Below are 24,867 nucleotides of genomic sequence, written 5' to 3'. Positions count from 1 at the left end.
CGCCCGACAACCGACCCCGGCCTCCGACCCCCGACCCCAGCCCCGTGCACCCGGCACCCGGCACCCGGCACCCGCCCGAGCCGGTCGGGCGGCATCCCCCGACCGGCTCCCCGATTCCGCCCGACGGTGCGAGAATGCACACGACACCAGGTCAACCACACACCGGGGCGGATCCGTTGAGCGCAGAGATCGCCGAACTCCTGACCCAGGCCGGCCCGTACCTGACGGGCGCCCTCGGCGCCTACGGCACCGCCGTCCTCACCCGCGCCGAGGACGCCGCTGCCGACGCGACCGCCAACGCCGGCCGACGCCTGCTCCAACGCGTCTGGCGCCGCGGCGACGCCGCCCAACGCGCCGAACTGGAAGCGGTGGTCGTGGACGCGGAGGAGGACCCGGACGCCGTCGCCTCGGCGCTGCGGCTCCACCTCCGGCGCGCCCTCCGCGAGGACCCCGAACTCCGCCGCGACCTCGCCGAACTCGTCGCCGCCCAGCCGGCAACCACGATCAACATCACCGCCAGCGGCGAACGTTCGATCGCGGCCCACACCATCCGCACCGCCATCACCGGCGACGGGCACCGCACCGACTCGTGACCGGCCCCACCCCGGCGCCCAGCCCCACTCCGGCGACCGCCACCGCCACGGGCCCGCGCTCGATCGCCGCCGGGTCCATCGGCACCGCCATCACCGGCAACATCGTCCTGGCCGCCGACGCGCTCACCTCCGCCCGCGACACCCCGGCCCCGCCCGGCACCAACAACCTCGGCCCGCGACCGCTCTGCGTCGGCCGCGAGGACGAACTCGCCTGGCTGCGGCGCGTGCTGGCCGCCGACGGCAGCTCCGCCGTCACGCAGGCGCCGGCGGTCCACGGGCTCGGCGGCATCGGCAAGACGACCCTCGCGCTGCACTACGCCCACTGCCACCGCGGCGACTACGCCCTCACCTGGTGGGTCAACGCCGAGTCCCCGGCCCGCCTGGAACAGTCCCTCACCGCGCTGACCGCACGGCTCGCCCCCAGCTGGGCCGCCGGGGCCACCGAGCCGGAACAGGTCTCCTGGGCCCTCAACTGGCTCCAATGGCACCATGGTTGGCTCGTCGTCCTGGACAACGCCGAGGACCCTCGCGACCTGCACCCCTACCTCGGCTCGCTCACCGGCGGACACCTCCTCATCACCACCCGCCGCGCCGTCGGCTGGCCACGCGGCATCCCCACCCGCGCGCTCGGCACCCTCGCCCCGGACGAGGCCGCCACCCTCCTCTGCGACCACGCCCTCCAGGGCGCCCCGCCCACCCCGCGCCAACTCCTGGACGCCCGAGCCCTCGCGGCCGACCTCGGGCACCTCCCGCTCGCCCTGGACCAGGCCGGTGCCTACCTGGCGCAGAACCGCACGATCTCCATCGAGGCGTACCGGCGCAGGCTGGGCACCAAGCTCGACAAGGCCGCCGAAGGCATCGACGCCGAGCGGACCATCGCACGCGTCTGGACCCAGACCCTCGCGACGCTCACCACCCGCGACCCCCTCGCGATCACCGTCCTGCACACGCTCGCCTGGCTCGCCCCCGACGACGTCCCCGTCACCCTGCTCCAGCACCTGGACGACGAGGACGACTCCCTCGCCGAGGCCCTCGGCACCCTCGGCAGCTACAGCATGATCGCCCTCACCCCCGACAGCGTCTCCCTCCACCGCCTCCTCCAGACGGTCCTGCGCGGCTCCGGCGGCAACCCCGGCCGTTCCCAGGCCGAACACGTCCTCACCACCGCGTTCGACGCCCTCCCCGAGCCGCCCGAGTACCTCCCGGCCCCCGCCTGGGACGCCCTCGTCCCCCACCTCATCGCTCTCGCCGCCACCACCCCGCCCGACCACCACGACGATCCGGCCGTCGAGCACTACGGCACCGCCGCCCGGTACCTCGACCGCCGCGGCCACAACGCCCGCACCATCGCCCTGCGCGAAGCCCATCTCGCGCACCACGAGCGGACCTTCGGGAACACGCACCCCGACACCCTGCGCGTCCGGGGCGACCTCGCCTACGCCTTCGAGGTCGCCGGCGACCTCGCACGCGCCATCCCCCTCTTCCGGACGACCCTCGCCCAGTACGAGCGGACCCTCGGCGACACCCACCCCCACACGCTGATCGCCCGCACCGACCTCGCCTACGCCTACCGGACGGCGGGCGACCTCGCACGCGCCATCCCCCTCTTCCGGACCACCCTCGCCCAGCACGAACAGACGCTCGGCGACACCCACCCCCACACGCTGAGCAGCCGCACCGACCTCGCCCACGCCTACCGGACGGCGGGCAACCTCGCACGCGCCACCGCCCTGTACGAGTCGATCCTCGCCCAGCGCGAACGGACCCTCGGTGAGACCCACCCCCAGACCCTGAGCAGCCGCAGCGACCTCGCCTTCGTCCACCGGGCGGCGGGCGACCTCACACGCGCCATCCCCCTCTTCCGGACCACCCTCGCCCAACGCGAACAGACCCTCGGCCACACCCACCGCGACACCCTGCGCAGCCGCAACGACCTCGCCCAGGCCTACCAGGCAGCGGGCGACACCGAGCGTGCCACCGCCCTGTTCGAGGCCACCCTCGCCCAACGCGAGCAGGTCCTCGGCGACACCCACCCCGACACCCTGCGCAGCCGCAAGAACCTCGCCTACGCCTACGACGCAGCGGGCGACACCGAGCGCGCCACCGCCCTGTTCGAGGCCACCCTCGCCCAATACGAACAGGTCCTCGGCCACACCCACCCCGACACCCTGAGCAGCCGCAGCAGCCTCGCCTTCGCCTACCGGAGAGCGGGTGACCTCGAACGCGCCACCGCGCTCTACGAAACCACCCTCGCCCAACGCGAACAGGTCCTCGGCGACACCCACCCCAACACCCTGAGCAGCCGCAGCGACCTCGCCTACGCCTACGAACTCGCAGGAGACCTCGAACGCGCCATCCCCCTCTACGAAACGACCCTCACCCAACGCGAACAGACCCTCGGCCACACCCACCCCGACACCCTCAACGGCCGCAGCCACCTCGCCCACGCCTACCAACTCGCAGGAGACCTCGAACGCGCCATCCCCCTCTACGAAACCACCCTCACCCAACGCGAACAGACGCTCGGCCACACCCACCCCGACACCGAGCGCAGCCGCCGGTACCTCACCCGGGCCCGCGCCGCACTCGCCAAGCGTCACCGCCGTTGAGCCGCCCCACCGCGTCCCATGTGCCACCCCAGCACCACCCCCGCCAGCCCCACCAGCACCCCGCACACGCCGAGCCACCCCGCCCCGCCGCCTCCGCCGCAGGCCCCGTACACCCGGGCACCCGCCGTGGAGCCGATGCTCCCGCCGATGTACGCGCACGTCATGTACGCCGTGTTCAGCCGGCTGCGCGCCTCCCCCGGCAGCGTGTAGATCCGCACCTGGTTGGCGACCATCCCCGACTGCATGCCGACGTCGAGCAGCAGCGTCCCCGCCACCAGCGCCGTCAGTCCCACCGCACCGCCGAGTGCGCCCAGCGCCAGTACGCCGCCGGCCCCCACGACCGCCACCAGGCAGACCAGGTTCACCGCGTCCGACCCCAGCCGGTCCACCCACCGGCCCGCCACCGGCGTGCAGAACATCGTCGCGGCGTTGACGAGGGCGAGCGCCCCCACCGCCCCGGCCCCCAGCCCGTACGCCGGCCCGGTGAGCAGCAGGGCGACGCCCGTCCAGACCGCCGAGAAGCCCGCGAACACCGCCGCCTGGTACGCGGCCGAGCGCCGCAGCTCCGGTTCGCGCCGCAGCAGCCGCAGCGGTTCCGCCAGCAACGCCGGGTACCGGTCGCCGGACGGCGGCACGGTCGTCGGCACCACCCGTGCCACCGCGACCGCCGCGACGCCCGTCAGCACCGCCGCCCCGGCGTAGACGGCCCGCCAGCCCGCCCCCTCACCGACGACCCCGCCCAGCACGCGGGAGAGCAGCATCCCCCCGAGCGACCCGCTGAGCAGCGTGCCGCCGACCACCCCGCGCCGCCGCGCGTCCACCAGCCCGGCGGCCATCGGCCCCACCACCGGGGCGGCCACCGTCGTCACGCCGACGACCGCACTCGCACCCACGAGCACCGGCAGGGAGGGCGCCGCCGCGGCCGCGAGCAGGGCGACGCCGCTCGCGCCCAGCAGCGCCACGAGCAGCGTCCTCGCCCGGACGCGGTCCCCCAGGGGCACCACCAGGAAGATCCCGGCCGCGTAGCCGACCTGGACCGCCGTCACGACCGCCGAGGCCGAGTCGGCCGACACCCCGAAGCCCTCGCCCACCAGCGGCACGAGCGCCTGCGGGAAGTACACGTTGCCGACCGCGACCCCGCACACCACCGCCAGCACCCACACCAGCGCCGTGCCCCGGCCGTCGGCCCCCGCCGCGGGGCGGGCCGTGCAGGGGCCGGGAGCACTCCGTCGTCCACCGATCTGTTCCACTGTCACGCGGCGAAGTCCACGGCACTGCCGACCGGTTGCCAACCGATGTAGCGTTCCGCTTAATGATCAGCATTCTCCTCGACGTCGAGGACCTGGCCGACACCCGGTTCGCCATCTCACCGCTCCAGGAGGCGATGGGCAGCCTCTGGGTGCTGCGCGACCCGGGCCGGTACCCGCTGCACCGGCCGTGGGCCCGGTCGGTGCTCGGCCGGCTCGATCCGCGGGACACCCGGCTGCTGCTCGCGCTGGTCGGCGAAAGCCTCGCACTGCCCGACTTCCTGACGCCGCGGCCGAGAAGTGCGGCCCCGACCGTGGAGGAGGAGCTGGCGACCGTCCGCCGTACGCCCGCGTACGTGGTCCACCGCGACCTGCTGGCGGCACACGCGCCCGGGCGGGTGCCCGCCGCCCTGCGCGCCGCGACCGAGCCCGGGACGGCCGCTGCCGCACTCGGCCTCCTGGAGACGCTCTGCGAACTCCTCCAGCGCTACTGGGATCTCGCCTTCCGGCCGGTCTGGCCGCAGATGCGGCTGGTGCTGGAGGCCGACATCACCTATCGCGCACGCCAGTTGGCCGGCGGCGGGGCACGGCGGCTCTTCTCCGACCTGCACCCGAACGTCCGCTGGCACGACGGCGGGCTGCACATCCACCGGGTGAGCCTCCGGCACCAGGTCGCCGCGGCCGGGCGGGGGTTACCGCTCATGCCCTCGCTGTTCGCGTACAAGCCCGTCTCACCGATGGACCCGGGCGAGCCGCCGATGCTGGCCTATCCGAGCCGGGGGATCGCCACGCTGTGGACGCCGGCCGGCGAGGCGCCGACCGGGGGAGCACCGGCCGGCCCGGAACCCGGTGGGGGACCGGACACCGGCTCCGCACTCGCCGGCCTGATCGGCGCCGCCCGGGCCCGGCTGCTCCGGCTCCTCGGCGAACCGTCGACCACGGCCGAGCTCGCCCGCCGCTGCGCGGTGACACCGAGCGCCGTCTCCCAGCACCTGCGCGCGCTGCACGCGGCGGGCCTGGTCACCCGGACGCGCGACGGCAGGCACGTGCTCTACCACCGCAGCCCGCTCGGCGACCAGCTCACCACCCACCGGCCCGCCCGGTGACTGCCCGGGGCCCGATGCCGGTGACCTTCGGCCGGCTCTCGTTGCGGCCCCCACCGCCCTCGCGCCACCTCGTGCCGTCTCGTGCCGTCTCGTGCCGTCTCGTGCCCGCAGACCCTAGCGCCGCCGACAGCGGGTTCCCCCGCAGGGCGCCGGTCGGCGCTGCAGCAGACCCATCGCGACGCCGCCGGCGCCCGCGAGCAGTTCCAGCACTGTGGTGGTGGGGACCTTGGCCACGGTCATGGCCGAGGCGAGGACCAGGATGACGACCAGCACGACCTGGTCGGCCGGCCGGAATCGGCGGCCCAGCGGCACAGGGGCGGACGGCGGGGTCGGACGGTGGTGCGAACGAGTCATGACGGCCCTCGGGTGTTCGGGTGGCGGAATCGGCACCGCCAGGCAGTGGGCGGCAGGCCGCGAACGGCAGCGGATGCCGAAGGGACAGGCCGCGAACGGCGGCGGATGCCGGTGGGGGGACGACCCCGGGGCGGGCTCACCCGCCGGTGCGGCCCAGCAGGTCCGCCACGGTCTGCGCGCGGCGCAGCGTTGCGAAGCGCACGGTCCCGTCGGCCGCCACGGTGGCCCCGTGCACGGCGGGCTCCAGCAGGCTGTTGTAGGAGAAGGGGGTGGAGGTGTAGTAGGCCCCGGTGTCCAGCAGCGCGACCAGGTCCCCCGGCTCCAGCATCGGCAGCGGCCGGGCCTCGGCGACCAGGTCCCCGGCGAAGCAGGCCGGGCCGGCCACGTCCTGCTCGACCGCCTCCCCGTGCTTCGCCGCCCCGGTGGCGTCGTGCGCGGTGACCCGAATCGGCCAGGAGTCCGGTGCGAAGACCGTCCGGGTGGCCACCTGCACCCCGGCGAAGGTGATCGCGATCGCCCGCCCGCCGGAGGTCTTGGTGTACTCCACGTAGGCGGCGGTGAAGCCGTTCTTGGCCAGCACGGAACGGCCGAACTCGGTCACCAGCTGGAACTCGCCGGAGAACAGGTCGGGCGCGTGCGCCCGCAACCGCTCGACGTACTCCTGATAGCCGGAGGTCGCCAGGTCGTCGGCGAAGTTGACCGGCAGGCCGCCGCCGATGTCCAGGCCCACCACCTGACGGCGGCCCAGCTCGCTGTTGATCTTCCGGGCGAGGGCGACGGTCGCGGCGACCCCCTGCGCCATCAGGTCCAGCGGGCAGCCCTGGCTGCCGACGTGGCAGTGCAGCCAGGTGAGCCAGGGCCGGTCCCGGAAGGCCTCGACCAGGCGCTCGGTGTTGCCGTCGTCGGCCGGCGCGATGCCGAACTTGGAGGTCGCGGTGGCGGTGCTCATCGCCCCGATGGCGCCGGCGCCTGTCTGCGGGTTGACCCGCACCCCGATCCTGGACCGGGTCGGCCGGGTCGTCAGCAGTTCGTCGATCCGGGCCAGTTCCTGCCAGTTGTCGACGTTGACCGCCACCCCGAGCTCCAGTGCCTGCGCCAGTTCGCGGCGGGTCTTGGCGGGGGAGTCGAAGACGATCTGCGCGGGCTGGAACCCGGCCGCGAGCGCCTGGGCGAACTCACCGGGGCTGGCCACCTCGCAGCCCATTCCCAGGTCGCGCAGCCGCGCGAGCACCGGGACCAGGCTGTTGGCCTTGGCCGCGAACGCGTGCAGCACCTCGACCGAGCCGGGGAAGGCGCGGTGCAGCGAGTCGACGGTCGCCGCCACGGCGTCCAGGTCGAGGAAGCCCGCGAGTTGCGCGTTCTCGGGGTCCAGCAGCCCGTCGCGGACCGCCGCGCGGAGGATGAGCTCACGCCGCTCGGGGCTGTGCAGGGCCGTCAGCTGATGGTTCGCCATGGGGCGGACTCCGTCCGGTCGTCTCGGTCGCACGGCCACGGGTGCTCCGGTGTGCCGTACGACCAGACTGCCCGCCGGCCGGTGAGCACGTCTTCATCCCGCGACCCGGGTTTCCGGGGGCGCGTTCGCGCCCGCCGACGACGGGCCGGGGCGGAAGCCGCCCGCTCGTGCGGCGTGCCGAGGACCGGCGGGCGGTTACGTGCCGCCGGGTGCGGCGCTGCCGCGCCCCGCCCGTCTTCGTGCCGCACGACGAAGGAACGGCGCCGTCCTCGTGCGGGACGACGAACTCAGCCCTCGTCGGCCGCCGCGCGTCTGAGCAACAGCAGTTGGAGCCGCGCCAGCAGCCGGGCGTCGGCATCGTCCAGGTCGATGCCGCTCTCCCGTACCACCGTGTGGTCCAGGCGGTAGGCGAAGGTGGCGCCGGGCACGCCCAGGGCCTTCGCAGCCTTGGCCTTCTCCCCCGGTTGGTCCAGGAAGGCGTCCAGGGTCTCGACCAGCGGCACGTCGCCTTTGCGCGTGGACGTCAGCAGCCGGGTGACCGGTGTCTCCACCGGCAGTTGTCCCGCAGCCCGCAGCGCGTCCGCGAAGTGCAGCAGCGCCACGGCGTCGGCGACCTCCTCGACCCGGGCGAAGTCCTGTGGCTTGCGGCCGAAGAGCAGGCCGCCCAGCGCCAGGTCGGCCGTCCGGCGGGAGTCGGGCGCCCCGTCGAGGCGCTCCTGCACCTCGCCGATGCCGACCCGCACCCGCAGCTCCAGCTGCCGCGCCAACTCGCCGGCCAGCGACTTGGCGAGCAGCCTCACCTGCTCCCGGGCCTGGGCCGGGTCCTTCGCCAGCCCGCCCAGCAGCACCAGAACGCCCCTGCCCGAGGGCACCACCACCGACACCTCGCCACGCCCGGCGCAGTGCCGGAACGCCGCCTCGACCAGCCGGCCGCGCGCCTGGACGTCCTGCGGGCCGCCCGATCCGGCGCCGACCGACAGCACCGCGCACCGCTGCGCCATCGGCAGCCCGGTCCGCGCCGCCAGAAGTTCGGCGGACCCCTGGCCGTCGAGCAGCACCCGGACCGCCTCCAGCAGCAGCTGGTCCTGCCCTTCCCGGCGCGCCCGGTCGTGCAGCAGATGGGCGGCGGCCGCCCGCGCCGCGGCGCGCAGGGCCTCGCGGTTGGCCGGCGTGTCCAGGGGCCGGTTCCCCTCCGCCGCCACCCAGATCGAGCCCAGCGGGATGCCGCCCGCCCGGACCAGCACGATCAGGCGCTCGGGGGCCTCTCCCTGGGCCTTGCGGTAGAGCACCTTGTCCGAGCGCAGCAGGTCGCGGTCGAAGCCAGCGTTCCTCATGTCGTCGCGCCGACTCGCCGGCGGCTTCTGACCCAGGATGGTCCAGATCCGGACCCAGTCCACGTCCTGGCCGACGGGTGAGTAGGCGAGCACGTTGAAAGCCATGTCCTCGATCGTCACCGAGCCGCCGACCTGGAGCGCGATCGTCTTGGCCAGCCCGGGCAGGTCACCCAGCGGCACACCGGCGATCCTCGGCTCCGGCTCCACCGACAGCCCCGCGTGCAGGATCCCGATCACGGTCGGCCAGTCGGTCCACCGGCTGCGGTAGAGCACGGCCGTCCCCGCCTCGGCGGCGGCGCCGGCCAGCGCCTCGTTCCCGGAGCCCGTCTCCACCGGGCGGAACAGCACCCCCGCCACGCCCGCCTCCCCCGCCCTGCGGACCAGGGCGACCGCCTCCTCGGTGTGCGGATCGACCCCGACCGCGACGAGCAGGTCGCCCTGCGACGCCGGCGGCTCCAGCTCGTCGAGCACGACCAGCCGGCTCACCGGCCGGTCCACGGCCCCTGCCGCGAAACCCGGTACGACGAAGTCTCCCGCCCGCGTCAGCAGGCTCAGCAGGGTCTGCCTCGACCCGGGCCGATCCGCCTGCTCCCCCTCGGACATGGGCAACACCTCCCCAGGGCGCCTGCGCCACAACCGACCCTGCGTCAACTCCGGCCAGGCATTCACGATTCGCACAGCGTAGTGCCACTCCCGGACCGCGGACACGCTTTGCGGGAACCGACCGCCCCAGCAGACAGCCGATCGCCGACGGCCCAGCCCTCGCCGGACGCGGGGCGAGCGCAGGACGGCCTACAAGTTCATCAACCAGTGGACGGGCCTGTGCCTGTCGGTGGACCCGGCCACCGCCTCCACCGCCGGCGGCAAGGTGATCCAGGACGCCTGCCCGACGTAGCGGCCGGGCCCGCAGGCGGCCGGCTTCTGCCGCCGGCCTTCCGGGCGCGACGCGTCCGGCCGGTCCGACGGTGGTCGGACCGGCCGGACGGCCCGGTAACCCCGGCCGCAGCGCACCGCCACTGGTCGTGCCGCTGCCGGTACGGATCCTCCGCCTCCACCGGCCGCGGCAGCGACGGCCGCCCGGTCCGCAACTCCTCTGCGGCGTCCATCCGTTCGCCCACGCGGCGGACCTCGGTCCGGCCGTTGCACGAAAATGCCGCGCACAACCCGGTCCCGCCGTGAACACTGCCCCCATGGACATTCCCGCTCCCGCCCTGTCGAGCGAGTTGCTCGGCTTCGCCGCCGACGCCCGGGTGCTGATCCTCAACTGCGACGACTTCGGCCTGGACGAGGACGTCAACGCCGCCGTGGCCGAGTGCGTCGAGCAGGGCGTCGCCAGCTCGTGCAGCGTGATGGTGCCCGCCCCGGCGGCGGCGGGTGCGCTGCAACTCCTGCGCGAGCGGCCGGAGATGCCCTTCGGCGTCCATCTGACGCTGGTCTGCGAGAGGCCCCGCCGCCGCTGGGGGCCGGTGGCCCCGAGGGCGTCGGTCCCCTCGCTGCTGGACGAGGCCGGCGAGCTGTTCGCGCCGACGCCGGCCGGACGGGCCCGGCTGCTCGCCGGTGCCCGGACGGAGGAGGTCGAGCGTGAGTTCCGGGCCCAGATCGACGCCGTGTCCGACGCCGGACTCCACCCGACCCACCTCGACTTCCACTGCCTCGCCGACGCCGGCCGCGACGACCTCCTGGACCTCACCCTCGCCCTGGGCGCCGAGTACGGCCTGGCCGTCCGGGTCTGGCTGGCGCCCGGCCTCCGCACGGCCCGCCTCCGCGGCCTGCCGGTGGTCGACCACGGGTTCCTCGACAGCTTCTCGCTGCCCCTGGACGACAAGGCCGCCCACTACGCCCGCCTGCTCGCCGAACTCCCGCCCGGCCTCAGCGAATGGGCCGTCCACCCCGGCACCGGTGGACCGGACTCCCGCGCCACCGACGACGGTTGGCGCGTCCGACGCGGCGACTACGAGTTCCTCACCTCACCCCGGGCCCGTGAGCTGCTCGCCGAACACGGCATCACCGTGATCGACTACCGCCCGCTGCAAGCCCTCTGGCCCGGGCCCGCACAGCAAGCCGCCCTCGTCACCGCGCTCGCAGCGCCCGGACCGCCCATTCCAGAACCTCCGCCGAACTCTCCGGCGCCAACCAGCCGTTGACCACCGCGAGCAGCCGCAGGTACCGCTCCCGTCGCGGGTCGGCCATCCGCTCCAACCGCGCCACCAGACCGTCCACCCCGTCCACCCCGTACGCCGGCCGGACACACCGCCGCACCATCGCGCCGACGATCTCCGCCGCCCGCGGGGAGCCTGGCCCGACCCCCTCCGTCACCGCCGGGCCGGCCAACTCCCGGACCACTGCCGCCAGATCGCGCCGCACGACCTGACCGCCCGCACCTGCCGCACCATTCGCGGCCGCCTGCCCGGCCACCTCGTCCTCGACCAGGCGGCGCAGCACGGAGCGGAACTCCGTGTCGCGCGACAACTCGGCCAACTCCAGCCACGCCACGACCTGTTCCGCCGTCGCATCGTCGGGCAGCTCGGGCGTCAGCGAGCGCCGGACCCCGGCGAGCCCGCCGTCCTCCCCGAACACCTCGTCCAGGAACTCCCCGATCAACCGGTGCCGTTCGTCCTCCGAGAGCTTCGCCAACCGGTGCATCAGATGCGTCTCCTCCTCGGTAGCCCCGCGCTGCGCCACCGCCGTCAGCACCGCCCGCCGCAGCCGCAGCACCCGGATCTGCACCCCCAGCGCGTCGGCGTGCGCGGCGGCGGCCTCCGGCAGCGAGCGCTCCCGTTCCACCACCTGCCGGATCGCCGGCAGCCCGAGCCCGAGCTCGCGCAGTGTCCGTACCAGGTCCAGGCGTGCGACCGCGTCGACGTCGTACCGGCGGTGGCCTGCCGGGTTGCGGTCGGCCGGCGCCACCAGCCCCTGGTCGGAGTAGAACCGGACGGTCTTCACCGTCAGCCCGGTCCGCCGCGCCAGATCGCCGATCGAGTACAAGCTGTCGCCGTACGAGGTGTCGTCGTACGAGGTGTCGTCGTACGAGGTGTCGTCGTACGAGCTGCCGCCGTACGAGGTGTCGCCGTCCATGCCCACACTCTGCCGCCTCCCCCTACGGGAGGTGCAAGGGGAGCCGCGCGGGGAGCCGCCGGCCACACCGGCCCGACATGCGGCGGGGCGCCGGGGGCCGGCCGCATCGGCAGCCGGGGCCCCCGGCGCCCGCACCGGCTCAAGCCCCTACGCGGTCCGCCGCAGGAGCGCCAGGTACATCGCGTCCGTCCCGTGCAGGTGCGGCCAGAGCTGCACGTCCGGCCCCTCGCCCAGCGACGGGACGCCCGGCAGCAGCGGGCGGGCGTCGATCCACTCGACCTTGCCGCCCTGCTCGCGCAGCACGTCGTCCACCACCGCGCGGGTCTCCGCGAGGTGCGGCGAGCAGGTCGCGTAGCCGACAACGCCACCGATCCGGGTGGCCTCGATCGCCGAGCGCAGCAGGTCCCGCTGGAGCGGGCCGAACGCCGCGATGTCCTGCGGGCGGCGGCGCCAGCGGGCCTCCGGACGGCGGCGCAGCGCGCCGAGGCCGGAGCAGGGGACGTCGACCAGCACCCGGTCGAAGCCGCCGGACTTCCAGGCCGGCCGGGTGCCGTCGGCGGCGATCACGGTGTACGGGCCGGGGTTGCCCTCCAGCGCACGGGCGACCAGCCGGGCGCGGTGCGGCTGCTTCTCGCTGGCCACCAGAGCGGCGCCGCGTTCGGCGGCCAGCGCGCCGAGCAGCGCGGCCTTGCCGCCCGGGCCGGCGCAGCCGTCCAGCCAGAGCCGGTCCGGGCCGTCGAGCGGCGCCGCGGCGAGCGCGAGCGCGACGAGCTGGCTGCCCTCGTCCTGGACGCCGGCCCGGTTCTCCCGCACCGCGGTCAGCCCGCCCGGGTCGCCGCCCTCGGCGAGCCGCAGCGCGAACGGGGACCAGCGGCCGGGCTGGGCCTCGGGGAGGGCGTCGGCGAGTTCACCGACGGTGACCCGACCGGGGCGGGCGACCAGGGTGACCTCGGGCCGCTCGTTGTCGGCGCGGAGCAGCTCCTCCACGGCGGTGCGCCCGGAGGCGTCGGGCTGCCAGCGGCCGAGCGAGTCCCAGAGCGCGGCGACGACCCAGCGCGGGTGGGAGTGGACGACGGCGAGGTGGTCCTCGGCGTCCTGGTCGTACGGCGGGGCGACCTGCCCGATCCAGGTGTCCAGGTCGTGGGCGCTGATCCGGCGCAGCACGGCGTTGACGAACTTGGCCTTGCCGTCGCCGAGCACCACCCGGGCCAGTTCGACGGTGGCCGAGACGGCGGCGTGGCTGGGGATGCGGGTGGTGAGCAGCTGGTGCGCGCCGAGCGAGAGCACGTCGAGGACCGGCGGGTCGACCTTGCTGAGCGGGCGGTCGATGCAGGCGGCGATGACCGCGTCGTAGGTGCCCTGCAGGCGCAGGGTGCCGTAGACGAGTTCGGTGGCGAGGGCGGCGTCGCGCCGGTCCATGCCCTTCTGCTCGGCCTCGCGCAGGAGGGAGGGCAGGATCAGGTTGGCGTAGGCGTCGCGCTCGTCGACGGCGCGCAGGGCGCGGAAGGCGACGATCCGGGCCGGGTCCTTCTTGGGACGGCGGTGCGGACGGGGCGCGCGCTTGGCGCCGGGGGTGCTGCTGGGCGTGCTCATGTTCTGTGTGCCTCAAAGTGCTACGGGGGTTATCAAGGGAACAGTAACGCGAATCCCGGGCCCCGGCCGTCCCGGGCGGGCGCCCCGCCGCAACCCGCGCCACCGTTCCGGCCCGGGGCCGGGATCGGGGCCGGGATCGGGGCCGGGGCCGGGGCCGGGGCCGGGGTCACCGTCGACGGCGTCCGCCGTACAGAACCGGTGCCTGCAGGAGGGCGGACAGGGGGAGGCGGCGTCACGCCGCCTCCCGCCGCAAGCCGTCAGCCACAAGCTCAGCCCTCAGCCGTCAGCCCTCAGCCACAGGGGGCGCACCACAGGAGGTCCCGGGGCGCGCACCCGACCGGTTCACTCCTCGCCGGTGCCGAACCGCTCGCCGGACTCGATCCGCGCCCCACGGGCCCAGTCCGCGGCCCGCATCGCCTTCTTGCCCTGCGGGCGCACCTCGCCCAGCTCGACCTCGTGGCTGCCGGTGCCGACCCGGACGCTGTTCTTGCCCACGGCCAGCTCCCCCGGGGCGAGCACCGACGAGTCCGTCACCAGCTTGACCGGCCCGGTGACCTTCAGCCGTTCGCCGCGGAACACCGTCCAGGCGCCGGGGGCGGGCGCGCAGCCGCGCACCACGCGGTCGACCCGGAGCGCGGGGTGGGTCCAGTCGATCCGGGCGTCCTCGACGGTGATCTTCGGTGCGAGCGTGACGCCCTCGGCGGGCTGCGGTACGGCGTGCAGGCTGCCGTCGGCGATGCCGTCCATGGTGGCCACGAGCAGCCGGGCGCCGGAGTGGGCGAGCCGGTCGAGCAGTTCGCCGCTGGTGTCGGTGGCGCGGATCTCCTCGGTGAGGATCCCGTAGACCGGGCCGGAGTCCAGGCCCTGTTCGATCAGGAAGGTGGACGCACCGGTGACCTCGTCGCCGGCCAGCACCGCGTGCTGGACGGGGGCGGCGCCGCGCCAGGCGGGGAGCAGCGAGAAGTGCAGGTTGACCCAGCCGTGCTTGGGGATCTCCAGGGTGCCGGGGCGCAGCAGCGCGCCGTAGGCGACCACCGGGCAGCAGTCGGGGGCGAGTTCGGTGAGGCGGGCGACGAACTCCGGGTCGCTGGGCTTCGCCGGCTTGAGGACCTCGATCCCGGCCTCCTCGGCGCGCTGGGCGACGGGGCTGGCGACCAGCTTGCGGCCGCGCCCGGCGGGGGCGTCGGGGCGGGTGACCACCGCGACGACCTCGTGCCGGTCGGAGGCGAGCAGGGCGTCCAGGGCGGGAACGGCGACCTCAGGGGTGCCGGCGAACACGAGGCGCATCAAGTGCCTTTCTGGTGGCGGGAGTTCAAACAGTCAGAACTGAAGGAAACAGGGCAGGCCACAGGGGCCGGAGGGTCAGCGCGCCGACCCGAAGGTGCTGTGCGGCGAGACCTTGACGACGGGCGCGGGTGCGCCGCCCCAGTCGGTGTCGCGGATCGCCTTCAACGCGGCCTTGCGCTGCTCGCGGTCGAGGCGGTCGATGAAGATGATGCCGTCGAGGTGGTCGGTCTCGTGCTGGATGCAGCGGGCGAGCAACTGGGTGCCCTCGATGGTGACCGGGTCGCCGTACATGTTGAAGCCCTTGGCGACGACCCCGTACGCGCGCTTGGTGTCGTAGCGCAGGCCGGGCAGCGAGAGGCAGCCTTCGGGGCCGTCCTGCTCCTCCTCGGTCAGCGAGAGGTCCGGGTTGATCAGGTGACCGGTGACGCCGTCCACGTGGTAGGTGAACACCCGCAGGGAGATACCGAGTTGAGGTGCGGCCAGGCCGGCGCCGGGGGCGTCGAGCATGGTGTCGGTGAGGTCCCGGACGAGGGTGCGCAGCTCCTTGTCGAAGGTGGTCACCGGCTTCGCGGTGGCCCGGAGTACGGGGTCTCCGAAGATGCGGATCGGCTGGATCGCCACGGGCTGCGGGCTCCTGTCCGTCGGGAGGTCGGGTGGTCGAGAGGTCGGGAAGTCGAGTGGTCGGGAGGTCGGGCATTCGAGAGGCCCGGAGGCCGGGCCTCGGGAAACCCCGGGCGGTCGGACCGGCCGGGCCCGCGGCCCGGCGGGACCGCCGAACTCGGGCCGACCACAGGCCAGTCTATGCAATCCCACGGATCCTCCTCGGGCCGAGCCCGGGCATCTGGCATATCCCGACTCGCCCGGCTGCGTGACCCCGGCCCCCGGTCGGGCGTTGGTCAAGTGAGATTGACCGGGGCCGGAGCGCGCGGGACACGGCGTTCCGGCCGAGCCGAACCGTACGGAAGGTGGCACGTAGGCCATGGCCGAGCAGATCAACCACGACGCCCGGGCGCGGGCGAGCCTGCACCTGCTGGTGCGGGACATCGAGCGGGTGAGGCGGCAGGTCGACGCGCTGCGGACGCTCACCGCCCAGTTGGGCAACGTCTACCGTCCGCGCCGCCCCAGCACCTCGGCGGGGTTCGTGGTGTACGGACGGGCTCCGGCGCCGACGGTGCGCCTGGCGCAGGAGCTGCGCGAGAGCGTGGAGACGCTGGTGGCGGCGGCGGTCGAGTTCGACCGGGCGCTGGGCTTCTCCTGGGACTCGGTGGGCTCGGCCCTCGGGGTCACCAAGCAGGCGGTGCACCGGCGGTACGGGATGCGCCGGCCGGCCAGCGAGCTGCTGGCGGCCGGCGGGGTGCCGGCCTCCGGCGTGCCGGGGGTGCCGGGCCCGAGCCGGCCCGACCGCTCCGAGGAGTTGCCGGCCGCCGCGCCCGCCCCGACCGGGCTGGCCGCGACCGTCCCGGCCGCCCGCCAGGGCGGCCTGGACCGCGCCGCCCTGGACCGCGCCGCCCACGAGCGCGGCACGCTCGACCGCACCGGCGTCCCGCTACGCGGCTGAGCGGCGGCCCGCCCCGGGTGAGGGGCGGCACACCCGACCGCCCCTCACCCGATGTCCGTCGGATCGATCCGCACCTTCACCACCTCCGGTGTCCGCAGCGCGATCCGCGCGATCTGGGCGGCCTTGAGCGCCGCCGCCAGCGCCGCACCCTGTCCGGGCGGCACCCGCAGCAGGGCCCGCTCCTGCTCCTCCCCCCGCAGTGCCTGCACCGGCACCGGCCCGAGCACGTCGGCCTCCGACGGCAGCCGGATCAGACCGAGCAGGTCCGCGACCGCCGCCGGGCTGCCGGTCACCGAGGCCATCCGCGACACCGGCGGGAAGTGCAGCTGGGCCCGTTCCTCCAGCTCCATCCCGGCGTGCCCGAGCGGGTCCCAGCGGACCAGCGCCTGCACCGGCCGCGCCGTCGGCTCGGCGACGACGACCACCGTGCCCCCCTCCGCCGACGGCTTCACGAGCGCGGCGGCGGCCAGCCAGAGCCGCAGCGTCTCCTCCCCGGCCCGCAGGTCGGGCCGGCCGAGCAGCGCCCAGCCGTCCAGCAGCAGCGCGGCCGCGTACCCGCCGCCGCCCTCGACCACCGGTTCGGCGCCCGGCGTGGAGATCACCAGCGCCGGCTCGTCCGGGACGGTCGACAGCACCGCGTCCCGCCCGGAGGTCCGCACCGGGACCCGCGGGAACGCCTTGCCCAGCTCCTCCGCCGTCCGCCGCGCGCCGACCACCTGGGCCCGCAGCCGGAAGGAGCCGCACTCCTCGCAGTGCCAGTCGGCCGCCGCCTCGCCGCACCACGCGCAGTGCAGCGGCGCGTCGGCGGAGGAGGCCTCCAGCGGCCCCTCGCAGCGCCGGCACCGGGCCGGGGTGCGACACCTCCCGCACGCCAGCCGGGGCACGTAGCCCCGCCGGGGCACCTGGATCAGCACCGGTCCCCCGCCCGCCAGCGCCTCCCGGGCCACCTCCCAGGCCACCGAGGGCAGCCGCGCGGCCTGCGCGGCGGCGTCCCGGTGCTGGTCCTGGTCGGTGACGGTGCGGACCCGCGGCGCCACCTGCCGGACGGTCTCCCGGTCCGCGGCCAGCGGCCTGGCCCACCCGGTGCGGACCAGCTGCGCGCCCTCGACCGTCACGGCGTGCCCGCCGAGCAGCACGCCCGCGCCCTCCTCGGCGGCGCGCAGCAGCGCCACCTCGCGGACGTGCGGGTGCGGGTTGCGCGGGTCGCTGTGGCTGCCGTCGCCGTCGGACCAGACGACCACCAGCCCGAGGTCGCGCACCGGCGCGAACATCGCGGCGCGGGTGCCGATGGCCGCGTGCACCGAACCGCGGCTGACCAGCAGCCACCGCCGGTACCGCTCCTGGGGGCCGAGGTCGGCGGCGAGGGTGGCGTGCATGCCCTCGCCCAGCAGCTCGGTCAGCGCCTGGTCCACCCGGGCCGTCGACCGCCCCTCCGGCAGCACGACCAGTGCGCCGCGCCCGCTCGCCAGGGTGGCGGCGACGGCCCGGGCGATCTCGTACGGCCAGCCGGGGCCGGGCAGCGCCATCCAGACCGCGCGGGGCGAGCCGCCACCGGCCAGCGAGGCGAGGAAGTCCGGCCCGGCGGGGTAGCGCGACCAGCCGCCCGGCGCCGGCGCCGCGGGCCGCGGGCGCGGTGCGGGCGAGGGCTGGGCCTCGGCCTTGGCGTGCCGGGGCGGGACGGCCAGCTGGAGGACGTCGGCCAGGGTACCGGCGTACCGGTCGGCGACGGTCCGGCAGAGCCGCAGCAGCTGCGGGGTGAGCACCGGCTCGGGCGAGAGCACCTGGGCGAGCGGCGCCAGCGGGCCGGCGAAGTCGCTCTTCTCCAGCCGCGCGACGATGAACCCGTCGTGCAGCTCACCGCCCTCGCGCTGGCCCTTCACCACCCGCGCCCCGAACCGCACCCGGACGCGGACGCCGGGCTGCGCCTCCTCCGCCATCGCGGCGGGCACCTCGTAGTCGAAGAACTTGTCGATGGTCAGCACGCCCTTGTCGACCACCACCCGGGCGACCGGCAGGTGCTCGGCCCGCTTGGCGCCGCGCCACGTCCGGGGTTTGGCCCGGCGGACCGTCTCCCGGATGAACGCCAGCTGCTCCGGGCCCCCGCCCTCGTCCTCACTCCCCTGCGTGCTGCTCATCGCTCCCAGTACTACCAGGTCCCACCGACACAACCACGAAATCCACCGCACAACGCCGCAGGCGGCGGCCGCCCCGGTCTCCCGGGGGGCCGCCGCCTGCGGTCGGCCGGTCGGACGACCGGCCTTGCACGGATCAGTCCTGCACAGCCTTCTTCAGCTGCTCGACCCGGTCGGTCCGCTCCCAGGTGAAGTCCGGCAGCTCGCGGCCGAAGTGGCCGTAGGCGGCGGTCTGGGCGTAGATCGGCCGCAGCAGGTCCAGGTCACGGATGATCGCCGCCGGGCGGAGGTCGAACACCTCGGTGACGGCCTTCTGGATCGACAGCACCGGCACGGTCTCGGTGCCGAAGGTCTCCACGAAGAGACCGACCGGCTCGGCCTTGCCGATCGCGTACGCGACCTGCACCTCGGCGCGGCGGGCGAGGCCGGCGGCGACGATGTTCTTCGCCACCCAGCGCATCGCGTACGCGGCCGAGCGGTCCACCTTGGACGGGTCCTTGCCCGAGAAGGCGCCGCCACCGTGGCGGGCCATGCCGCCGTAGGTGTCGATGATGATCTTGCGGCCGGTGAGGCCGGCGTCGCCCATCGGACCGCCGATCTCGAAGCGGCCGGTCGGGTTGACCAGCAGGCGGTAGCCCTCGGTCACCAGCTTGATGCCCTGCTCGGCCAGCGCCTTCAGCTCCGGCTCCACGACGAACTCGCGGATGTCCGGGGTGAGCAGCGAGTCCAGGTCGATGTCGCTCGCGTGCTGCGAGGAGACGACCACGGTGTCCAGGCGGACGGCCTTGTCGCCGTCGTACTCGATGGTGACCTGGGTCTTGCCGTCCGGGCGCAGGTACGGGATCGTCCCGTTCTTGCGCACCTCGGACAGCCGCTTCGAGAGGCGGTGCGCCAGGGTGATCGGCAGCGGCATCAGCTCCGGCGTCTCGTCCGAGGCGTAGCCGAACATCAGGCCCTGGTCACCGGCGCCCTGCTTGTCCAGGTCGTCCTCGTCACCCTCGACCCGGGCCTCGTACGCCGTGTCGACACCCTGTGCGATGTCGGGCGACTGGGCACCGATGGACACCGACACGCCACAGGAGGCGCCGTCGAAGCCCTTCTTCGAGCTGTCGTAGCCGATCTCCAGGATCCGGTCCCGGACGAGCTGGGCGATCGGGGCGTACGCCTTGGTGGTCACCTCGCCGGCCACGTGCACCTGGCCGGTGGTGATCAGCGTCTCCACGGCGACCCGGGAAGTCGGGTCCTCCCGCAGAAGGGCGTCGAGGATGGTGTCGCTGATCTGGTCAGCGATCTTGTCGGGGTGTCCCTCGGTCACGGACTCCGAGGTGAACAGGCGGCGAGACACAGCGCTCCCTGGGGTTGCAGCGGCTGCTGACTGAAGGCCCCCGGCGAACCGGGGACATCCGGAAAGACTTGATTCCTGGAGTGTAACGGTCAGCTACCGGCAAGCGTCACTCCATTCCGAAATTGGAGACCGGACGATCACCGGTAAGGATCATTCCGCGATCATTTCCAGCCGCTTCGCGACCAGGTCCCAGACCACGTCGGCAAGGGCCTCCTTCGGGCCCACCGGCACCGCCGTCTCACTGCCGTCCGAGCCCAGGACGACGGCCTCGTTGACGTCCTGGCCGAAGGCCTTCCCGTTGCCGACCTCGTTGACGACCAGCAGGTCACAGCCCTTGCGGGCGAGCTTGGCGCGGCCGTTGGCGAGCACGTCGTCGGTCTCCGCCGCAAAACCCACGACCAGTTGGCCCGAACGGGGGCGATGGGCGGAGATCTCGGCCAGGATGTCCGGGTTCCGCACGAGTGCGACGGGGGCCGGTTCCTTCCCCTCGACCTTCTTGATCTTGCCGGTGGCGTATTCGGCGGGGCGGAAGTCGGCGACCGCGGCGGCCATCACCACCGCGTCCGCGTCCCCGGCCGCAGCGAGCGCGGCGTCCCGCAGTTCCAGTGCGGTCGAGACGTGCACCACATCGACGCCGGCCGGGTCCGGCAGCTCGGCGTTGGCCGAGAGCAGGGTCACCCGGGCGCCGCGCGCGGCGGCGGTCACGGCCAGCGCGTAGCCCTGCTTGCCGGAGGAGCGGTTGCCGAGGAAGCGCACCGGGTCGAGCGGCTCGCGGGTGCCGCCGGCCGAGACCACCACGTGCCGCCCGGCCAGGTCCGTCCGGACCCCGCCGTGCCGCAGCACGGCCCAGCAGGCGTCGAAGATCGCGGACGGCTCGGGCAGCCGGCCCTTGCCGGTGTCCTTGCCGGTCAGCCGCCCGACCGCGGGCTCCAGCACGATCACGCCCCGGCGGCGCAGCGTGGCGACGTTCTCCCGGGTGGCCGGGTTCTCCCACATCTCGGTGTGCATCGCGGGCGCCAGCACGACCGGGCACCGGGCGGTGAGCAGGGTGTTGGTGAGCAGGTCGTCGGCGAGCCCGTGGGCGGCCTTGGCCATCAGGTCCGCGGTGGCGGGGGCGACCACGACCAGGTCGGCGTTCTGCCCGATCCGCACGTGCGGCACCTCGTGGACGCGGTCCCAGGTCTCGGTGGCGGCCGGGCGGCCGGAGAGCGCGGCCCAGGTGGCCTCGCCGACGAAGTGCAGCGCGGCCTCGGTGGGCACCACGGTGACCTGGTGACCGGACTCGGTGAACCGCCGCAGCAGCTCGCACGCCTTGTACGCGGCGATCCCGCCGCTGACGCCGAGGACCACCCGGGGGGCGTCGGTCCGGTCCGTGCTCGCGCTCGCGCTCATCTTCGGCTTTCCTCCAGGTCTGGGACGTGCTCACCCTACGACCCCTCAGTAACCGCCCGCACCGTGGTGGACCCCACAGCGCCGCGCAGCGCCCGGCGGCGGCTCACGGCACCCCGCCCGCGGCGCCCCGGGCACGCCGAAGGGCCCGGCGGAAGCGATTCCGCCGGGCCCTTCGAAGAGCTGTTGCAGCCGGGTCAGGCAGCCTCGATCGCCTCGGCGGTCAGCATGCCCGCGTTGATCTCGCGCAGCGCGATCGACAGCGGCTTCTCGTGCACGTGGGTGTCGACCAGGGGGCCGACGTACTCGAGCAGGCCCTCACCGAGCTGCGAGTAGTACGCGTTGATCTGGCGCGCGCGCTTGGCGGCGTAGATCACGAGGCTGTACTTGGAGTCGGTGGCCTCAAGCAGCTCGTCGATCGGCGGGTTGATGATGCCCTCGGGCGCGGTCATGGAAGAGGACACGCGAAAACCTTCCGAAAGGGTGGAAAAGACAGACAGGTCAGGCTACACCGAGCAAGGCTAGCAGTTCGGACGCCACCTGCTCGACGGAGGTGTTGACAAGGGTCGTGTCGAACTCCGTCTCGGCGGCCAGCTCGACCTTGGCTGCCTCCAGCCGCTTCTCGATCACGTCCTGCGGCTCGGTGCCCCGGCCGGTGAGCCGGCGGACCAGCTCGTCCCAGCTCGGCGGAGCCAGGAACACCAGCTGCGCCTCGGGCATCGACTCGCGCACCTGACGGGCGCCCTGCAGGTCGATCTCCAGCAGGACGGGCTCGCCGCGCTCCAGCTTCTCCAGCACCGCCGACCGCGGGGTGCCGTAGCGGTTGCCAGCGAAGACGGCCCACTCCAGCAGCTCGCCGTTGGCGATCAGCTTGTCGAACTCGTCGTTGTCGACGAAGTGGTACTGGACCCCGTTCTGCTCGCCCGGCCTCGGGTGGCGGGTCGTCGCCGACACCGAGAGCCAGACCTCGGGGAACTGCTTCCTCATATGAGCGACGACCGTGCTCTTGCCGACCCCCGAAGGGCCGGAGAGCACGGTCAGCCGCGGACGCTCACTCATGCACCGATTATCCCGGATCGCGGACGATCCCGGGACCACGGGGGCACGGTCAGGCGGCACCGCCGCCGAACTCCCGCTCCAGGGAGGCGATCTGGTTCGTACCGAGGCCACGGACGCGACGGCTCTCACTGATGCCGAGGCGCTCCATGATCTGCTTGGCGCGGACCTTGCCCACGCCCGGGAGGGACTCCAGCAGGGCGGAGACCTTCATCTTGCCGATCACGTCGTTGTCGGCCTTGCCGGCCTTGATCACCTCGTGCAGGGAGGCGCCGGAGTGCTTGAGCCGGTTCTTGACCTCGGCGCGCTCCCGGCGAGCCTCGGCGGCCTTGGCGAGCGCGGCGGTGCGCTGTTCAGGGGTAAGGGGCGGAAGAGCCACGCCGTTCACCTCAGGGTGTGGAAGGAAGGGATTGAGCTATGACTGGTTTGGTTCCCAGGGCACCGGCCACAGGGGAACCTCACGGCTCTGACCTGCGAGAGCAACGGGAATCGCCGCTCTTCGATGACCTATCGCCGGACACTACCCGGATTGCGGCGCCACGTCAGGAAAAGAACACGAAAAGTCCTGGTCAGCCAAGGCCGACCAGGACTTTCCCGGGCAAAATGACCGCGATTGCGGACTTTGGCAGCGCCGATGTGACGGCGCTCACGTCAGGCCGTGGGACGCCACGGCGCCCCGTCACGCCGCTGCGCAGGGTTATCGGGTCACTTCACCGCGTCCGCGAACTCCTGGACGAAGCGGTCCGCCGCGTCCCGCAGGGCCGGCAGCGACGGGCCGTGCTTCAGCACGTCCCGGCTGACGCTCGGCACCACGTTGCGCGCCGAGGCGCCGAACACGCGCGGAAGGTCCGCCATGGTCGCGCCCTGGGCGCCGATCCCGGGGGCGAGCAGCGGGCCGTTGATCGCGAGGTCCACGCCCGCGTCGGCCAGGGTCGCGCCGACCACCGCGCCGAAGGAGCCGAGCGGCTCGGCCCCGGCGTTCTCGGCGGCCAGCTGGCGCAGCACCGCGGCGGCCACCTGCTCGCCGTCCGCGCCGACCGCGCGCTGCACCTCGGCGCCCTCCGGGTTGGAGGTGAGCGCCAGCGCGAAGACACCCGCGCCGTTGGCCGCGGCCAGGTCGAGCGCCGGGCGCAGCGAGCCGAAGCCCAGGTAGGGGCTGACGGTGACGGCGTCCGAGAAGAGCGGGCTGCCCGGGGAGAGGAAGGCCTCGGCGTACGCGGCCATGGTGGAGCCGATGTCGCCGCGCTTGGCGTCCATCAGGACCAGCGCGCCGGCCGCGCGGGCCTCCTCGACGGACTTCTCCAGCACCGCGACGCCCCTGGAGCCGAAGCGCTCGAAGAAGGCGGCCTGCGGCTTGAGCACGGCCACCCGGCCGGCCAGCGCCTCGACGACGGTCCGGCTGAAGGTCTCCAGGCCCGCGACGGAGTCCTCCAGCCCCCAGGCGGCGAGCAGGGAGGCGTGCGGGTCGATGCCGACGCAGAGCTGGCCGCGGGTGTCGAGGGCCTGGCGCAGGCGGGCGCCGAAGGGGGCGAGGGTCATGTCGTCCTTCCGAGGAGCGTGAGGGGGTTCAGGAGGCCTTGCGCGCGGGCACGGCGCTGCCGACGGCGGCGGCCAGGTTGCGGAAGCCGCCGGCCCGGACGCGGGCGGAGAGGCCCTTGTGGATGGCACGGCACCAGAAGGGGCCCTGGTAGATGAAGGCGCTGTAGCCCTGGACCAGGTCGGCGCCGTGGACGATGCGCTGCCAGGCGTCCTCGGCGGTCTCGATGCCGCCGACCGAGACCAGCGTCAGCCGGCCCCCGGTACGGGCGCGCAGGCGCTGGAGCACCTCCAGCGCGCGCTCCTTGAGCGGGGCGCCGGAGAGGCCGCCCATGCCGATCTCCTCGACCCGGGCGGCGGGGGTGCGCAGGCCCTCGCGGCCGATGGTGGTGTTGGTGGCGATGATGCCGTCCAGGCCCAGCTCCAGGGCGAGGTCGGCGACCGCGTCGACGTCCTCGTCGGCCAGGTCGGGGGCGATCTTGACCAGCAGCGGCACGTGGTGCGCGGTGGAGCGGTCGGCGGCCTCGCGGACGGCGGCGAGCAGCGGGCCGAGGTGCGAGACGGCCTGGAGGTTGCGCAGCCCGGGGGTGTTCGGGGAGCTGACGTTGACCACCAGGTAGTCGGCGTACTTGGCGAGCCGCTCGGTGGACTTGACGTAGTCGCCGATCGCGTCGGCCTCCTCGACCACCTTGGTCTTGCCGATGTTGATGCCGACCACCGGGGTGGAGGTGGTGTGCGGGCGCCGGGCGAGGCGGGCGGCGACCCGGGCCGAGCCCTGGTTGTTGAAGCCCATCCGGTTGACCAGCGCGCGGTCCTCGATCAGGCGGAACAGGCGCGGGGCCGGGTTGCCGGGCTGCGGCTCGCCGGTGATGGTGCCGATCTCGACGTAGTCGAAGCCGATCATCGACAGGCCGTCGATGCCGACGCCGTTCTTGTCGAAGCCGGCCGCCAGGCCGAACGGGCCGGGCAGGTCGAGGCCGAGGGCGGTGGTGCGCAGCGCCCGGTCGCGCGGGGCGAGCACCAGCCGGACCAGGGTGCGCAGCCCGGGCACCGAGGACGCCAGCCGGATCCAGAAGAAGGCGAGGTGGTGGGCCTTCTCCGGGTCCATCTTCTTGAACACGAGGTCGAACAGCAGCTTGTACAAAGCAGGGCTCCATCGGGGGCGGGCGCAGCCCGTCGGCAGGGCGGTGGCGGGCCTGG

Annotated in this window: 21 protein-coding genes; 5 read left to right on the top strand and 16 right to left on the bottom strand. The window is 74.2% G+C overall.

The window, feature by feature from the left end; all coding sequences use genetic code 11:
- Positions 1-176 precede the first annotated feature (176 nt).
- Both J5Y04_RS03395 and fxsT read left to right on the top strand, forming a co-directional pair.
- A complete protein-coding gene (locus J5Y04_RS03395; protein ID WP_209410259.1) occupies positions 177-593 on the top strand; it encodes a hypothetical protein in 417 nt (138 codons plus the stop codon).
- Positions 590-3,202: an FxSxx-COOH system tetratricopeptide repeat protein gene (gene fxsT, locus J5Y04_RS03390; protein WP_209410258.1), complete on the top strand. Its 2,613-nt coding sequence runs from the start codon at positions 590-592 to the stop codon at positions 3,200-3,202. Before J5Y04_RS03395 ends, fxsT begins: the two co-directional genes overlap by 4 nt.
- Here fxsT and J5Y04_RS03385 read toward each other — a convergent pair.
- Complete coding sequence (locus J5Y04_RS03385; RefSeq protein WP_307852904.1) at positions 3,190-4,458, bottom strand: MFS transporter; 1,269 nt, start codon at positions 4,456-4,458, stop codon at positions 3,190-3,192. The two genes, fxsT and J5Y04_RS03385, sit on opposite strands and share 13 nt — an antisense overlap.
- A gap of 56 nt (positions 4,459-4,514) precedes the next feature.
- Here J5Y04_RS03385 and J5Y04_RS03380 point away from each other — a divergent pair, with 56 nt between their 5' ends.
- Positions 4,515-5,555, top strand: coding sequence for a DUF5937 family protein (locus J5Y04_RS03380; protein ID WP_209410257.1), 1,041 nt, complete (start codon positions 4,515-4,517; stop codon positions 5,553-5,555).
- Positions 5,556-5,669: 114 nt separating this feature from the next.
- Here the strand turns inward: J5Y04_RS03380 and J5Y04_RS03375 are convergent, their stop codons facing one another.
- The 3 genes from J5Y04_RS03375 to J5Y04_RS03365 form a co-directional block, all read right to left on the bottom strand.
- On the bottom strand, positions 5,670-5,909 hold the full coding sequence (locus tag J5Y04_RS03375; RefSeq protein WP_209410256.1) for a hypothetical protein: 240 nt from the start codon (positions 5,907-5,909) through the stop codon (positions 5,670-5,672).
- Between the two features lie 136 nt (positions 5,910-6,045).
- On the bottom strand, positions 6,046-7,362 hold the full coding sequence (locus J5Y04_RS03370) for a diaminopimelate decarboxylase (RefSeq protein ID WP_209410255.1): 1,317 nt from the start codon (positions 7,360-7,362) through the stop codon (positions 6,046-6,048).
- Positions 7,363-7,649: 287 nt separating this feature from the next.
- Entirely contained in the window at positions 7,650-9,299 is a 1,650-nt protein-coding gene (locus J5Y04_RS03365; protein WP_209410254.1) for a helix-turn-helix domain-containing protein, read from the bottom strand.
- 587 nt (positions 9,300-9,886) lie between these two features.
- Here J5Y04_RS03365 and J5Y04_RS03360 point away from each other — a divergent pair.
- Positions 9,887-10,840, top strand: a complete 954-nt coding sequence (locus J5Y04_RS03360) for a polysaccharide deacetylase family protein (protein ID WP_209410253.1) — start codon at positions 9,887-9,889, stop codon at positions 10,838-10,840.
- Here the strand turns inward: J5Y04_RS03360 and J5Y04_RS03355 are convergent.
- From J5Y04_RS03355 to def, 4 genes are all read right to left on the bottom strand, one after another.
- Positions 10,767-11,771: a MerR family transcriptional regulator gene (locus J5Y04_RS03355; RefSeq protein WP_209410252.1), complete on the bottom strand. Its 1,005-nt coding sequence runs from the start codon at positions 11,769-11,771 to the stop codon at positions 10,767-10,769. The genes J5Y04_RS03360 and J5Y04_RS03355 overlap by 74 nt on opposite strands.
- Before the next feature lie 147 nt (positions 11,772-11,918).
- Positions 11,919-13,364 (bottom strand): RsmB/NOP family class I SAM-dependent RNA methyltransferase, encoded by a 1,446-nt coding sequence (locus J5Y04_RS03350; RefSeq protein ID WP_209410251.1) that lies wholly within the window; start codon positions 13,362-13,364, stop codon positions 11,919-11,921.
- Between the two features lie 342 nt (positions 13,365-13,706).
- Positions 13,707-14,651, bottom strand: coding sequence for a methionyl-tRNA formyltransferase (fmt, locus tag J5Y04_RS03345; RefSeq protein ID WP_209410250.1), 945 nt, complete (start codon positions 14,649-14,651; stop codon positions 13,707-13,709).
- A 75-nt stretch (positions 14,652-14,726) separates the two neighbouring features.
- Positions 14,727-15,272, bottom strand: coding sequence for a peptide deformylase (def, locus tag J5Y04_RS43135; RefSeq protein ID WP_209410249.1), 546 nt, complete (start codon positions 15,270-15,272; stop codon positions 14,727-14,729).
- A 358-nt stretch (positions 15,273-15,630) separates the two neighbouring features.
- Between def and J5Y04_RS41305 the strand changes: the two genes are divergently transcribed.
- Positions 15,631-16,209, top strand: coding sequence for a hypothetical protein (locus J5Y04_RS41305; RefSeq protein ID WP_245204199.1), 579 nt, complete (start codon positions 15,631-15,633; stop codon positions 16,207-16,209).
- A gap of 44 nt (positions 16,210-16,253) precedes the next feature.
- On the opposite strand, the gene J5Y04_RS03330 is transcribed toward J5Y04_RS41305, so the two are convergent.
- From J5Y04_RS03330 to J5Y04_RS03295, 8 genes are all read right to left on the bottom strand, one after another.
- Entirely contained in the window at positions 16,254-18,344 is a 2,091-nt protein-coding gene (locus J5Y04_RS03330; protein WP_209410248.1) for a primosomal protein N', read from the bottom strand.
- A gap of 133 nt (positions 18,345-18,477) precedes the next feature.
- Positions 18,478-19,686 (bottom strand): methionine adenosyltransferase, encoded by a 1,209-nt coding sequence (gene metK / locus J5Y04_RS03325; RefSeq protein WP_209410247.1) that lies wholly within the window; start codon positions 19,684-19,686, stop codon positions 18,478-18,480.
- A 150-nt stretch (positions 19,687-19,836) separates the two neighbouring features.
- Positions 19,837-21,078, bottom strand: coding sequence for a bifunctional phosphopantothenoylcysteine decarboxylase/phosphopantothenate--cysteine ligase CoaBC (gene coaBC / locus J5Y04_RS03320; RefSeq protein ID WP_209410246.1), 1,242 nt, complete (start codon positions 21,076-21,078; stop codon positions 19,837-19,839).
- Positions 21,079-21,272: 194 nt separating this feature from the next.
- The gene (gene rpoZ, locus J5Y04_RS03315) at positions 21,273-21,539 is read right to left on the bottom strand and encodes a DNA-directed RNA polymerase subunit omega (protein WP_030240625.1); all 267 of its coding nucleotides are present in this window, start codon (positions 21,537-21,539) and stop codon (positions 21,273-21,275) included.
- Positions 21,540-21,576: 37 nt separating this feature from the next.
- Entirely contained in the window at positions 21,577-22,134 is a 558-nt protein-coding gene (gene gmk / locus J5Y04_RS03310; protein ID WP_209410245.1) for a guanylate kinase, read from the bottom strand.
- 49 nt (positions 22,135-22,183) lie between these two features.
- Complete coding sequence (gene mihF, locus J5Y04_RS03305) at positions 22,184-22,510, bottom strand: integration host factor, actinobacterial type (RefSeq protein WP_030056187.1); 327 nt, start codon at positions 22,508-22,510, stop codon at positions 22,184-22,186.
- A 326-nt stretch (positions 22,511-22,836) separates the two neighbouring features.
- Entirely contained in the window at positions 22,837-23,670 is an 834-nt protein-coding gene (gene pyrF, locus J5Y04_RS03300; RefSeq protein ID WP_209410244.1) for an orotidine-5'-phosphate decarboxylase, read from the bottom strand.
- 28 nt (positions 23,671-23,698) lie between these two features.
- Positions 23,699-24,811 (bottom strand): quinone-dependent dihydroorotate dehydrogenase, encoded by a 1,113-nt coding sequence (locus tag J5Y04_RS03295; protein WP_209410243.1) that lies wholly within the window; start codon positions 24,809-24,811, stop codon positions 23,699-23,701.
- Between the last annotated feature and the right edge of the window lie 56 nt (positions 24,812-24,867).

This window comes from Kitasatospora sp. RG8 (genome assembly GCF_017813315.1).
Taxonomy (GTDB): domain Bacteria; phylum Actinomycetota; class Actinomycetes; order Streptomycetales; family Streptomycetaceae; genus Kitasatospora.
Note: the sequence above shows the minus strand (reverse complement) of the source record. Positions and strands in the feature narration are given on the sequence as shown.

Coding starts and splice junctions, on each gene's coding strand:
- J5Y04_RS03365 (WP_209410254.1), bottom strand. CDS start 9,299: ATGTCCGAGGGGGAGCAGGCGGATCGGCCCGGGTCGAGGCAGACCCTG.
- J5Y04_RS03360 (WP_209410253.1), top strand. CDS start 9,887: ATGGACATTCCCGCTCCCGCCCTGTCGAGCGAGTTGCTCGGCTTCGCC.
- J5Y04_RS03330 (WP_209410248.1), bottom strand. CDS start 18,344: ATGAGCAGCACGCAGGGGAGTGAGGACGAGGGCGGGGGCCCGGAGCAG.
- gmk (WP_209410245.1), bottom strand. CDS start 22,134: ATGAGTGAGCGTCCGCGGCTGACCGTGCTCTCCGGCCCTTCGGGGGTC.
- J5Y04_RS03375 (WP_209410256.1), bottom strand. CDS start 5,909: ATGACTCGTTCGCACCACCGTCCGACCCCGCCGTCCGCCCCTGTGCCG.
- pyrF (WP_209410244.1), bottom strand. CDS start 23,670: ATGACCCTCGCCCCCTTCGGCGCCCGCCTGCGCCAGGCCCTCGACACC.
- J5Y04_RS03370 (WP_209410255.1), bottom strand. CDS start 7,362: ATGGCGAACCATCAGCTGACGGCCCTGCACAGCCCCGAGCGGCGTGAG.
- J5Y04_RS03380 (WP_209410257.1), top strand. CDS start 4,515: ATGATCAGCATTCTCCTCGACGTCGAGGACCTGGCCGACACCCGGTTC.
- coaBC (WP_209410246.1), bottom strand. CDS start 21,078: ATGAGCGCGAGCGCGAGCACGGACCGGACCGACGCCCCCCGGGTGGTC.
- fmt (WP_209410250.1), bottom strand. CDS start 14,651: ATGCGCCTCGTGTTCGCCGGCACCCCTGAGGTCGCCGTTCCCGCCCTG.
- J5Y04_RS41305 (WP_245204199.1), top strand. CDS start 15,631: ATGGCCGAGCAGATCAACCACGACGCCCGGGCGCGGGCGAGCCTGCAC.
- J5Y04_RS03355 (WP_209410252.1), bottom strand. CDS start 11,771: ATGGACGGCGACACCTCGTACGGCGGCAGCTCGTACGACGACACCTCG.
- J5Y04_RS03350 (WP_209410251.1), bottom strand. CDS start 13,364: ATGAGCACGCCCAGCAGCACCCCCGGCGCCAAGCGCGCGCCCCGTCCG.